This is a genomic window from Halorubrum rarum, assembly GCF_048380895.1.
GTDB lineage: Archaea > Halobacteriota > Halobacteria > Halobacteriales > Haloferacaceae > Halorubrum.
Window position 1 is genome coordinate 86,230 of record NZ_JBLWMN010000007.1, and the last position, 11,948, is coordinate 98,177.

The 11,948-nt window shown below is 65.9% G+C and carries 15 protein-coding genes; 10 read left to right on the forward strand and 5 right to left on the reverse strand.

Going from position 1 to position 11,948, the window contains the following annotated elements; translation table 11 throughout:
• Window positions 1-7: 7 nt before the first annotated feature.
• The 4 genes from ACNSN7_RS07670 to ACNSN7_RS07685 all read right to left on the reverse strand — a co-directional run bounded on the left by ACNSN7_RS07670 (window position 8) and on the right by ACNSN7_RS07685 (window position 2,744).
• Window positions 8-1,024, reverse strand: coding sequence for a CobD/CbiB family cobalamin biosynthesis protein (locus ACNSN7_RS07670; RefSeq protein WP_418281689.1), 1,017 nt, complete (start codon window positions 1,022-1,024; stop codon window positions 8-10).
• Entirely contained in the window at window positions 1,021-1,641 is a 621-nt protein-coding gene (locus tag ACNSN7_RS07675; RefSeq protein ID WP_418281690.1) for an HAD family hydrolase, read from the reverse strand. The genes ACNSN7_RS07670 and ACNSN7_RS07675 overlap by 4 nt, the downstream gene beginning before the upstream one ends.
• An 80-nt stretch (window positions 1,642-1,721) precedes the next feature.
• Window positions 1,722-2,207: a DUF7321 family protein gene (locus ACNSN7_RS07680; protein ID WP_418281691.1), complete on the reverse strand. Its 486-nt coding sequence runs from the start codon at window positions 2,205-2,207 to the stop codon at window positions 1,722-1,724.
• Window positions 2,208-2,297: 90 nt separating this feature from the next.
• Window positions 2,298-2,744, reverse strand: coding sequence for an OsmC family protein (locus ACNSN7_RS07685; protein WP_418281692.1), 447 nt, complete (start codon window positions 2,742-2,744; stop codon window positions 2,298-2,300).
• A 239-nt stretch (window positions 2,745-2,983) separates the two neighbouring features.
• Between ACNSN7_RS07685 and ACNSN7_RS07690 the strand changes: the two genes are divergently transcribed.
• The 9 genes from ACNSN7_RS07690 (at window position 2,984) to ACNSN7_RS07730 (ending at window position 9,478) form a co-directional block, all read left to right on the forward strand.
• Window positions 2,984-3,898 carry a DUF7319 domain-containing protein gene (locus ACNSN7_RS07690; RefSeq protein WP_418281693.1) on the forward strand — a complete coding sequence of 305 codons (915 nt, stop codon included), beginning with the start codon at window positions 2,984-2,986 and terminating at the stop codon, window positions 3,896-3,898.
• Window positions 3,899-3,995: 97 nt separating this feature from the next.
• The gene (locus ACNSN7_RS07695; RefSeq protein WP_418281694.1) at window positions 3,996-4,655 is read left to right on the forward strand and encodes a halocyanin domain-containing protein; all 660 of its coding nucleotides are present in this window, start codon (window positions 3,996-3,998) and stop codon (window positions 4,653-4,655) included.
• Complete coding sequence (locus ACNSN7_RS07700) at window positions 4,652-5,041, forward strand: DUF7318 family protein (protein WP_418281695.1); 390 nt, start codon at window positions 4,652-4,654, stop codon at window positions 5,039-5,041. The genes ACNSN7_RS07695 and ACNSN7_RS07700 overlap by 4 nt, the downstream gene beginning before the upstream one ends.
• A gap of 7 nt (window positions 5,042-5,048) precedes the next feature.
• Complete coding sequence (locus tag ACNSN7_RS07705) at window positions 5,049-5,858, forward strand: cytochrome b (protein ID WP_418281696.1); 810 nt, start codon at window positions 5,049-5,051, stop codon at window positions 5,856-5,858.
• 4 nt (window positions 5,859-5,862) lie between these two features.
• A complete protein-coding gene (locus ACNSN7_RS07710) occupies window positions 5,863-6,651 on the forward strand; it encodes a cytochrome b family protein (protein ID WP_418281697.1) in 789 nt (262 codons plus the stop codon).
• A gap of 36 nt (window positions 6,652-6,687) precedes the next feature.
• On the forward strand, window positions 6,688-7,182 hold the full coding sequence (locus tag ACNSN7_RS07715) for a DUF7315 family membrane protein (RefSeq protein ID WP_418281698.1): 495 nt from the start codon (window positions 6,688-6,690) through the stop codon (window positions 7,180-7,182).
• Between the two features lie 7 nt (window positions 7,183-7,189).
• Window positions 7,190-7,468 carry a DUF7314 family protein gene (locus tag ACNSN7_RS07720; protein WP_418281699.1) on the forward strand — a complete coding sequence of 93 codons (279 nt, stop codon included), beginning with the start codon at window positions 7,190-7,192 and terminating at the stop codon, window positions 7,466-7,468.
• Window positions 7,469-7,631: 163 nt separating this feature from the next.
• A complete protein-coding gene (locus tag ACNSN7_RS07725) occupies window positions 7,632-8,726 on the forward strand; it encodes an ABC transporter ATP-binding protein (RefSeq protein ID WP_418281700.1) in 1,095 nt (364 codons plus the stop codon).
• On the forward strand, window positions 8,723-9,478 hold the full coding sequence (locus ACNSN7_RS07730; RefSeq protein WP_418281701.1) for an ABC transporter permease: 756 nt from the start codon (window positions 8,723-8,725) through the stop codon (window positions 9,476-9,478). The genes ACNSN7_RS07725 and ACNSN7_RS07730 overlap by 4 nt, the downstream gene beginning before the upstream one ends.
• Window positions 9,479-9,553: 75 nt before the next feature.
• On the opposite strand, the gene lipA is transcribed toward ACNSN7_RS07730, so the two are convergent.
• The gene (lipA, locus tag ACNSN7_RS07735; RefSeq protein WP_418281702.1) at window positions 9,554-10,492 is read right to left on the reverse strand and encodes a lipoyl synthase; all 939 of its coding nucleotides are present in this window, start codon (window positions 10,490-10,492) and stop codon (window positions 9,554-9,556) included.
• A gap of 240 nt (window positions 10,493-10,732) precedes the next feature.
• Between lipA and ACNSN7_RS07740 the strand changes: the two genes are divergently transcribed.
• Window positions 10,733-11,923: a PDDEXK-like family protein gene (locus ACNSN7_RS07740; protein ID WP_418281745.1), complete on the forward strand. Its 1,191-nt coding sequence runs from the start codon at window positions 10,733-10,735 to the stop codon at window positions 11,921-11,923.
• Window positions 11,924-11,948: the final 25 nt, after the last annotated feature.

Here is an 11,948-nt window from a genome sequence, read left to right on the forward strand (position 1 = left end):
CCACCGCTCATACGACCACCACCGCTATCGCGACCGCAGCGATACCGAGCCAGCCCGCACGCGAAACGATCCGGACGCCTTCGCGAGCCTCGTCCGGAGCCGGGAGCTCGTCGTCCGGGAACAGCGTGTACGCGCCGGGTTTCGTCAGGCGGACCTCGAGTGCGGCCGCGATCGTTGCCATCGGCCAGCCGGAGTTCGGCGAGGCGGGCCGGCGCGTCGCGGGCCGTGCCCGACGAACGGTTCGGATCGACCGTCCCGGTGCTCCGACCGCTCCGATCAGCAGCGCGGCGACGCGGGCCGGAAGCCACATGACGGCGTCGTCGAGCCTCGCGGGAGCCCACCCGGATCGTCGGTCGCGGTACCCGAGCATCGAGTCGAGCGTGTTGACCGCTTTGACCCACGCGGCGGCACCGGCGGCGAGCGCGAGCACGCCGACCGACGAGAGTCCGGTGACGGCTGCGAGCACGACGACGACGCCGAACGCGAGTAGCGGCGCTATCAGTCCGTCGGCGAGGTTCTCGGCCGCGCTCTCGACGGCCGCCGATCGGAGCTCTCCGGGCGACAGCGCGGACGCGTCCCGTCCGGCCAGGGCGCGGACCTCCCGCCTGGCCGCCTCGGGATCCGCGTCCGCGACCCCGATCACGTCGTCGGCGACGCCGACGAGCATCCGTCGGCTCGTACAGACGAACAACACGCCCCCGGCGGCGGCGGTGACGGCGGTGACGACAGGACCGAGCCGGGGATCGACGGTGCTCGGCGCGAGCAGTTCACCCGTTCCCGCCGTCGCGAGCATCGCAGCGGTCCCCGCCGCCGCCAGCACGACGCCCGCCGCCACGGCCGCGAACGCGAGCGGGACGACGACCGCGACGACGACGCCGACGGGTCGCGAGTCCGGGAGGGCGTCGTCGAGCAGTTCGACGGTCCGGCCGAGCCACGCGACGGGGTGGAGTCGGGCCGGTGGCTCCGACAGGGTCCGGTCGAGGGCGGCGGCGAGCGCGACGGCACTCCCCGCCGCGAGGCTCACGGCTCGGCCTCCAGCTCCGATTCGAGCTCCGTGAGGGGCGTGTCCGTGACGTCGATGAACCGACCGCCGACATCGACGACCCCGCCGTCGGCGGCCGGATCGTCTCCGACGTGGGTGAGTGCGGACGGCTCGACGCCGAGCGACCTCGCGGCCGCCTCGAACGCCTTGGCGTGCGGCTTCCGCCAGCCGCAGCCGACGCTCGTGGTGACCGCGTCGAACTCCCCGCGCAGGTTCGACCGGATCAGCGTTCGCGGGACCAGTTCGGGAACCGCGCAGTTCGAGAGGAGCCCGACCGGACCGCGGTCCCCGGCGGCTCTGACGGCCCGTACCGCGCCCTCTCGACGGGTGACCTCGGGGTCGAACGCGGCGACGACCGCGTGTCTGGCGACGTTCTCGTCGGCCTCGACGCCGCGGGAGGCGAGCGCTCGCGCCACGTGTGCCGGCAACGGCGTCTCCGCGCCGGCGGGCGCGTCGACGTGGATCTCACCGTACGCGACGTGCCAGTCGTCCGGGACGTCGACTCCGCGCGATTCCAGCTCACGAGCGACGACCTCCGCCGGATCCGACGGGTACTCGACGTCGACGAGCGTACCGAACAGATCAAAGGTGACTGCCACGATGTGGGGGGTACGGGCAAAACGGGATTGAACCTGTCGGTCGTGGCGGTCCGGGTCGGGGCCGAGGGACCGACCACCGATCAGGGAAGCATCGGAACCAGGTGTAACGTATAAAACCGGTAGAGACCGCTCAGCCACGCACAGAACCACAGTATCATGAATCCCGCGACGCCGACGCGAAGCCGACTTCGCCAGTGTCCCATATGCTCGTGGAGATCGTCGAGGTCGGCGTCCGGGTCGTGATACGCGTTCGCGTTCCGCTTGGCCTGGAGGATCCGGACGATCCCGGTGAGCGCGAACACCAACAGCGCGTACGCCTGTAGTCCGAAGAACGCGTGGATCACGGCGTCGCCGGTCATCTGCCCGAGGATCCGGGGGAGCATCCACGTCACGAGGGGTATCGTCGTCAGGAGGAGCCCGACGGTGATGTACTTCAAGTGGTGAACCAACACGCCCCACGTCACCGTCTCGGCGTCGATCATGATCCACGCGCCGTACAACAGGAACGGCAGGCTGGCGGTCACCGACAGCGCTGCCGCCACCGCGATGACCGACTCGTCGACCATACCGGCGGCTACGTTCCGGGACGCGTAAAGCGCCTCGATTCACGGACGAGGTGGGCTCGTCGCAACCGGAACGAACGACTGGACTCGAATCTACGAGATCTCGACGCTCACGTTCGTTGGCGTCACGTTTCCGATGTTGTCACCGACCGGGCAGCGATCCTCGACTTCCTCGACGAATCCCGCCGGCACACCCTCGTCGGACGCGACGCGGAGTTGGACACGGATCTCCTGGAATCCCGCACGAGCGTCGTCCGAGACGCCGAAGAGCTTGCGGGGATCGAGGTCGCCACCGATGTCGAAGTCGATCCCGTCGATCTCGATCCCCCGCTCCTCGGCGACCGTGTGCGCGACGACGTTGAGACAGCCCGCCCACGCGCCGAGCAGATACTCGACGGGAGTGGGACCGTCGTCGGTTCCGTCCAGCGCCGCCGGTTCGTCGATCGTGAACTCGAATCCACGCGCCGCAACGGTGGTTTTCGTCTCGCTTTCGCTCTCGGCCGATATCTCGAACCGCTCCGTGTGATCTACCTCGCTCATACACCGATCGACGTCACTCCGCCGTATCAGGCGACCGGTAGTGGGAAGATATGCGGGTATTCATGACGACCGAAACGCTCGGGTTCCGGCTCGAGAGATGCTGGACGCCGTACGACCGGACGATCGATGATCGGACGGCCGTCGTTCGTCGAGGTACGTATTTCCGGTCCGACCCGGCGTCCGTCCCGGACGCGCATCGGACCAAAACGATTACCCGCCGGAACGCGTACCACCGAACGATGGACGACGCCTCCACGCGATCGGACGCGGACGACGCCTCCACGCGATCGGACGCGGACGATGCCGTCGACGAGCGACGTGGCGGCGAGGACCCGGTCGACTCCGAGGCACCGACCGACACTGACTCCGACATCGACGAGCTTCGTAAGCGAGTCGAGTCGGAGTACGACTTCGACGACTTCGGTCCCTCCGACATGGCTCGAATGAGCCCGGAGGAGTGGGACGCGGTGTTCGATCCGGAGACGTGGATCACGGGCGACCGGCTGCTCGATCGAGTCGAAGCGGAGTTGAAATCACGGATCGCTCGCCGCGAGCTGTTCGGGATCCTGGAACGCGTCCGCGAGGACGGGTCCGAGCGCGTGCTCGTCTACTCCGACGAGGGCTACGCGATGGTCCGACCGAACGGGGACGTGACCGGTCAGGGGACCGTCCTCCGTGACGTCGAGCCCGTCGTCGCGCTCGCGGCGATGGAGAGCTACGACGTGCCGGAGCCCCCGGACGACTGGTCGCTCCCGTCCCCCGAATCGGTGCCACAGGGTTCCGGCGAGTTCGGGAACCTCATGATACAGGTCGTCGCGGCGGTCCAGCTGATCGCGGGCGTGGCGCTGCTCGGTGCGTGGCTGTTCCTCGGCGTGGAGACGATCTTCGCTCCCGCGATCGCGCTGCTGTTTCTCCTCGTCGGAGCGTTCCTGTTCGTGATGGTGGCGAACGCCCGGCTCTCGGACCGGTTCCGTGCCGAGGAGTACCGCAACCGACTGCGGACGCTCCGTGATCTCGACGAGCGTCCGGCGTTCGTGCCGCTCGACGACGAGTCCGTCTCGAGCGGACGATCGGAGGGTCCGGAAGACCGCCGAACGGGCCCCGCAACCCCCACCGGGAACGAGGGCGACTCCGAGAAACGCGATCAGCGGTAAAAACCCCGAAATCAGCGTATACAGGGCGTTTACTCGGCTCCCACCCATCGGCGTTAGTCGGTGGGTTTAAGCGCAACCCGTCCTGACGATGTGTTGTATGAAACGGCGGGAATTCGTGCGAACGGCCGGCGGTGCCACGGCCGCGGTCGGTGCCTCCACGGTAGCGACCGGAACGGTCGCCGCACAGGAGGGTGCGACACCCGACTTCGGGGGGCACCTCGATGGCATCGACGGAGGATACGAGGACCTCCGTGGCCAGGACGAAGTGACGGTCGAGGTCGGTGCATCCGGAAACGGCGGGAACCTCGCGTTCAGTCCCGCGGGGATCTGGATCGACGAAGGAACGACGGTTACGTGGGAGTGGACCGGCGAGGGCGGTGCCCACAACGTCGTCGCCGACGCGGACAACACCGACTTCGAGAACACCCACACGGACGTCGACAGCGGTGACCCGATCGACGAGGAAGGATACACCTACTCGTACACGTTCGAGGAGGGGGGAATGACCGGCTACGTCTGTGAACCTCACCGCGGCGTCAACATGTTCGGTTCCGTCGCCGTCGGCGACGACGTCCCGGTCGTTGAACCCGGACCGGACGACGGCTGGCCCGAGGACCCCGGCCACTGGGGCGTCCCGATTCACGCACACTGGGTCGGCATCGTCTCGATGCTCGGGATCGCGTTGACGTTCGTGTTCACGTTCTACATGCTCAAGTACGGCGAGTCGGCACACACCGGTCACGGAGGGAACCAATGAGCTCCGGTGGCTCCTCGTACGGCGACATCCACCGGTACGAGCCGGCCCGCGAGAGCACTGCCGCCGCCATCGCGATCGTTCTGTTAACCATTATCGAGGTCGTCTTCGTCTTCGTCTTCGTGTACGGGCTGATGTCCGGATGGGCCTCGACCGAGTTCGGGAACATGTACACCGGCGCGCTGCTCGCGCTCGTGTTCATCGACCTTTCCTTTATCCTACTGTTGTACCGCAAGGAGTTCCTGCCGGACGTCATGATCGTCAAGAAGCGCCGCCGGAAGTGGGAGGACCTGTACGTTCGAGAGGACGAGAAGGACGGCGTGGAACTCGAGACAGGGGACGCATGGGACACCGTCAAACGCGCGGTGTATCCGTACTATAAGCGGTGATATCACAATGAGCCTCAAAAAGACCGACGAGATGGACCACAACGCGTGGCTCAAACAGCAGGATCTGACGGTCATCGAGACCGCGTTCCTCACCACGCTCATCTGGCTCGACAAGCGACTGCGCATCGTCGACTACCTCGAACTGCTGGAGACGATGTACTACCGCGCGAACCTCCAGATGCCCAAGAGCCACACCGAACAGTACGATCTGGACAACAAGTTCTGGTACTGGTACCCGCTGTACTCGCTCGGATCGCTTTCGATCATCGCGTACCTCGTTGCTGCGGTCTCGGGCGCACTGCTCGGGTTCTACTACTCGCCGTCGACGGCGGGTGCCGTCGCACAGGGTGACCCCACGGCCGCGTACGACTCGCTCGTCATGATCATGCAGGACGTGCAGTTCGGGTTCATGCTCCGGTCGATCCACCGCTGGTCGGCCCAGATCATGGTGGCGGCGGTGTTCCTCCACATGCTGCGCGTCTACTTCACCGGCGCGTACAAGGAGCCCCGAGAGGTCAACTGGATCCTCGGAATCGTTCTCATCGGCCTGACGTTGCTGTTCGGGTTCTCCGGCTACGTCCTGCCGTGGAAGCAGCTGTCCTTCTGGGCGGCACAGATCGGCGTCGAGATGGCCCTCGCGACCCCGTTGGTCGGTGAGTGGGCGGCACAGCTCCTGTTCGGCGGGTTCACGCTCGGGCAAGCGACGCTCGTGAGAATGTACATCCTGCACGTGTTCGTGTTGCCGTTCGTGGTGACCGCGCTCATCGCGCTCCACGTCGGCATCGTCTGGGTGCAGGGGATCGCGGAGCCGCACTAATCCAATGACGACCGACACCACACCCACCGACTCGAACGACGACGCGGAGCGGGCGATGACCGACGGGGGACCGCCGGCGACGATCCCGCCGGACGACGAAACCCCGACCTGGAGCGAGCGCAAGGAGCGCTCGCAGGGGCTCTCGCGGCTCACCTATCAGTACTTCGAGCGCTCCCGCCGCGAGGACGAGGACCTCCGTACGGAGTCGACGTACGTCGAGCGCGACGTGCTGGGCTTTCCCGCATGGCCCCACGAAACGATCCGTAACCTCGCGATCACGAGCTTCTTCGTCGGGATCATCGTCCTCGTGTCCGCACTGATGCCGCCGCACTTCGGGAGCCCTGCGAATCCCGGCTCGACGCCCGCGATCATCCTGCCGGACTGGTACCTGTACTGGTCGTTCGGACTGCTGAAGCTCGACCCGCTTAACCCGGACTTGGCCGTCCTCGGCGGGAACATCGTCATGTCCAACGAGTTCCTCGGAATCGTCGCACACGGCGTCGTGTTCGGAGCCATCACGCTGGTCCCGTTCCTCAACAAGGGAAGCGCCCGTCGTCCCGTCGAGGAGCCGTTCTGGGCGGCGATCGGGATGGGTGGCGTGGTGCTTTCGTTCACGCTCGCGGCCCTGGCGATCCAGAACTTCTTCCCCATGGAACTGGAGCTCATCGTCACGCTCACGTTCATGTTGCCCGTCGTCGCGGGGATCATCACGTACGCCGTGTTGAAGACGATGCGTGAGGGATACATGTACGACCTCAACCGGCGGTACTACATGCTGCGGCCGCCGAAGTAACGCCCCGACGACCGTTCGCGGCTGCTCCGCTTTCGCATGACACGCTCCGAGCCCCACGACGGTGCCGCACTGACCGATCCGAGTCGCAACGCCGCTTCGGACGACCGTCCCGTCCCGGGCGACGACGACGGTACGATCGACGACAACGGCACGATCGACGGCGACGACACGATCGACGGCGACGTCGAGCCCGAACCGACCGGCCTGCGGTCCGAAGGCGGTCGCAGAGAGATCGTCGTCCCGCTACGACTCTACAAGACGGTCACGGTGTTCTCGACGCTCATCACGGTGGTCCTGTTTCTCGTCGGGTTCACGCTCGTCGACGCGGCGACGCTCCAGATCAGCTTCGTTCGGACGACCGTGGTGTACGTCCTCGGCACCGTGGGTCTCGCGTTCGCGGAGGACGTGCTGGCGGCGCTGCTGGCGACCGTCGGGATCGCGTGTATCCTCTTCGGAACGGCGGTGTACGTTCTCGGAACGCGTTTTCGCGCCCAGGGAATGGGAAAGCCTCAAGAGGACTCCAGCGAATGATCCGCTAATGGCAGACGAGTTCATGAAGGGGTTGACCCTGTTCACTCTGGGCGGTCTCGGATGGATCACCTTCGCCGGGTGGTACCGGACGCCCTCGTACTACATCGTCGCCCAACTGGTCGGCGAGCCGGAGGGTGTAAACAGCGTGTACGACGAGATCGGCCTGCTCGCAGGTGACGCCTTCTTCTGGTTGATGATCCTCGGTGCGCTCACGTTCTGGGTGTTCATCCCGGTCAGCCGCGAGCTGCGTGACGCACTCACCGACGACCCGGACGCCGCGAACTGAATCCTTCTCGCCGCTCTGTCGACACTCGCTTCCGATACGCCTCACGTACTGTCTCGTCTCGTCCTCATTCGTTGGTCCCGTTCCGTCATCGATCGGATCCACCGGGCCTGCGGGTCCCGCGTCGAAGAGGAACGCTTACGCGCGGCGACCGCCGATCCCCGGTATGAACGAGACGACGGCCGCGGACGCACCCGCGGCCGGCACGGCCGACGGGACGACACGGAACGAGCGGGCGGAACCCGCCGTCGTCGCCGACGGCGTTCGTCGATCGTACGGTGACGTGGTCGCGCTCGACGGCGTCGATCTCTCGGTGGGGGTCGGTGAGGTGTTCGGTCTCATCGGACCGAACGGGGCCGGAAAGACGACGCTGGTCCGTGCGCTCACCGGGACGACGGCGTTCGAGGGAGACGTGCGGGTGTTCGGCTCCGAGCCTCGCGACGTCGACCCCGCACGGATCGGTCTGCTTCCGCAGTCGTTCGACCCGCCCGAGCGACTCACTGCCCGCGAACTGGTTGCGTACTACGGCGGTCTGTACGACGATGCCCGCGACGTCGCGGGCGTCATCCGAGACGTCGGGCTCGACGGGGACGCGGACGCGTGGTACGAGACGCTCTCGGGCGGACAGAAGCGGCGGGCCTGCGTCGCGACCGCACTGGTCAACGACCCGGAACTGCTCTTTCTGGACGAGCCGACGACGGGCATCGACCCCGCCGGTCGCCGATCGCTACACCGCTTGGTCGAACGACTGGCCGAGACGGGAACGACGGTGTTCCTCACGAGCCACGCGATGGACGAGGTGGAGCGACTGGCCGACCGGGTCGCCCTGCTTCGCGACGGTCGCGTCGTCGCCGTCGGCGAACCGGCGGAGTTGATCGCCGAACACGGGGGGCGTCCTCGGCTGGACGTGACGCTCGAGGCGGCCGCGACCGACGAGGCGGTCGATCGGATCGCGGACGGCGTGGGCGGGGACGTCGACGTCGAAGCGACCGAAGACGGGCTCCGGATCGTCGGCGTACGTCCGGAGGAGATCGGTGCGGCCGTCGACGCGCTGGAGGCGGTCGGCGTCGCGTTCGAGTCGCTGACGTGGAGCGAACCCTCGTTGGAGGACGTGTACCTTCGGCTTACCGGTGAGGAGTACACGCCCCGAGCGGACGGAAGTCACGAGCGGTCGGGAGGCAGAACCGATCGGTCGGTCCCGACGCCGGATGCGCACCCGATCGACGAGCCGTCGACTCCCGCGGGGGCGTCCGACCGATGAGTCGCGTCGGCCGGATCCGGTCCGAGGCGACGGCGTCGGCGCGGTCGTTCCTCCGCCGGCGTACCGCGGTGTTTTTCACGTTCTTCTTTCCGGTGATACTGGTCGTCATCTTCGGCGCGCTGGTCCGGACCCAGCCGACGGGCGGCGGACTGTTCGCGGAGCCGGCGGGTTACTACCTCCCGGGATACCTCGCGGTCGTCGTCCTCTTCACGCCGCTCTCGCGGGTCGGGTCGGAGATCGCTCGCCACCGCGACGGCGGCCGGTTCGAGAAGCTCGCGACGACGCCGCTGACGCGGGTCGAGTGGCTGATCGCACACACGCTCGTCAACGTCGGGATCATCGGCGCGGCGAGCCTGCTCATCCTGGCACTCGTCGTCGCCGTGACGGACGCGGAGCCGATCGTTTCGCCGGCGCTCGCGGCGCTGCCCGTCTTCGTCGCCGTCGGCGTCGCGCTGTTTTGCGGGTTCGGAGCCGTGCTGGGTGCGCTCGCCGACTCACAGGACGGGGTCATCGCCGCCAGCAACACGGTGGCGCTCCCCCTGCTTTTCCTCTCGGAGACGTTCGTTCCGCCCGAACTGTTGCCCGAGTGGTTCCTGCCGGCGGTCGCTGCCTCGCCGCTGACGTACTTCGCGCGCGGCACCCGAGCGATCACCTACGAACCCGGTGCATGGGTCGGTGACCTCACCGTGCTCTCCGCGCTGGCGGTCGTCTTCCTCGCCGCCGGCGCGTACGCGATCCCGCGAACGGACTGATTCGGGGGCCTGTGTGGCCCTTCGATGCTCCTCGACGGCGTCTTCGCGAGCGCCGCCCGCTCAGTCGCCGCCCGCTCAGTCGCCGCCGGCTGCCCGGGCTCGCCGGCGGGCCTCCTTCGGGGAGCGCCCCTCGCGAAGCAGCGCCTCGACGAACAGTTCGCCCGCCTTGTACGACGATCGAACCATCGGTCCGGACGCACAGTAGAGGAAGTCGAACTCCCGTTCGGCGACCGCGCGCCACACGTCGAACGTGTCGGGGTGGACGTACTCGAACACGTCCAGATGCGACCGCGACGGCTGGAGATACTGCCCGAACGTGACGACGTCGACGCCGACCTCACGGAGGTCGCCGAGCGTCCGGTACACCTCGTGGTCGTACTCGCCGACGCCGAGCATCACGCTCGTTTTCGTGTACACGTCCGACTCTCGATCGACCTGATCGAGGACGGCGAGCGACTGCTCGTAGCTCGCGCGCCGGTCGCGAACCGGCCACTGGAGCCGTTCGACCGTCTCCACGTTGTGGGCGATCACGTCCGGCCCGGCGTCGATGATCCGACCGATTGCCTCGGGGTCGCCCTCGAAGTCGGGGATGAGCGTCTCGACGAGGATTCCCGGATCGCGGCGCTTGATCTCGCGGATCGTCTCCGCGAAGTGCTCGGAGCCGCCGTCAGCGAGGTCGTCGCGGTCGACCGACGTGAGGACGACGTAGTCGAGCCCGATCTCGTCGACCGCGTCGGCGACGTTCGCGGGCTCGTCGGGATCGAGGGGTTCCATTCCGCCGGTCTCGACGTCACAGAAGTTACAGCCGCGCGAGCAGCGCTCGCCCATGAGCATGAACGTCGCCGTCCCCGGCCCGTCGTTCCCGGACCAGCACTCGCCCATGTTCGGGCAGTTCGCCTCCTCACAGACGGTATGGAGGTTCCGGTCGCGGAGCGTCTCCGTGATCGCCGTGAACTGACTCCCCGACGGTGGGCGGGACTTCAGCCAGTCGGGTTTTCGTCGACCCCGTTGCATGCTCGGACATGCGTGAGCGGCGTGCAAAAGCGTGCGGGTCGGAGAGCCGTGAACGTCGGTACGTTTCGATCGATGAACGGCGAAGCGGTGTCACTACGCGTCGTCGATCGCTGGTATGGATTTATACCGTATCGACCCAATCGTGCGATGATGTCGACAAGCGGAACACTGGAGGAACGGTTCCGTGAGCTACGCACCGCACGGAACGCACTACCGGAGGTATCCGAGCCGCCAAAGTCGATGCTTCGAATTCTCGGCTCGACGAGGTCTGAGCGGACTTGGAACACGCTCTTGGCGTATTTTCTCGATCCGAGTCAACCACACGGCTTCGGAATCGATCTGCTGAAAGCGTTCCTCGATACCGTTCAGAGAGCATCCGACCGACCGTTCACGTACTACCATCGGCATCTCGAGGGTATCGAGGTCGAGACGGAGGTCACGTCACCAGCAAACAACCGACTGGATATCGTTCTCCGTGCGTCGGATGAGTGGTTCCTGTGTATCGAATCAAAGGTCGATGCAACTGAAGGAGATCAACAGACGGTTCGATATGTGAGCGACGACCATATCGGCGATGAACTGAAAGAAAAGTATCCGGATGCGGGCCAACAGTACGTGTTCCTCTCCAAGGAATACAGCCCCGACTCGGACGCCGACGCGTTCGAAGACCTCTACTGGAAGCATGTCGTCGAGGCGTTCGAGTCGGTTCTCTCACGTTCGCACGGCCGCTATCCTGAACGGAGCGTCAGCCAACTTCGGGAGTTCCTCTCGACGGTAACACAGGTGACACACATGGAAGACGACGATTTCACGGCGATTCAAAAAGAGAAGGTACAGCTACTCAGCGAGTACAGAGACGATATCGACGCACTTCTCGAGGGTGCCGAATCACTCCGCCAGCGTTCCATCGAGGACTGGCCGGAACTGTTCAAGCGTCACGTCGATGAGGAACTCTGGACGGACGAGTGGCATACTCGACCCGATTACGGAGATTGGGGGATCCTCTTCAAGGACGGTTGGTATCTCGATGATTCACGGCTCGAACCGACGCTCGATCCCGACGACACTCACGGCAACCACGGTGTGCGTCTCCATTTCATTCACCTTATTCGGAACGAGGAGTCGTTTAGCCGCGGGAGACTCACGTTTCTTCTCCGCTGTCCCACGAGCGTGGATACGCGTGACGAATTTAACCAACTGTACAACAGCGACCGGTGGCAAGAGCGTCTCGATCCGGTACTCGATGAGGCAGGTATCACGAACATGGGCCAGATGAGAGATTACACGACCAAAACGTATGACGTCGATCAGGCCCGCCTCCCGGAGAGCTACTTCGAGACGCTCGCGACCGCGTTCGCTGAACACCTGCCGCTTGCGGACATCGTCGACGAGATCGTCGCCGAAGCTGCAGAAAACGTGCGAAAACGGTGAGAGACTTCGGCACTCCGCTGTGTGA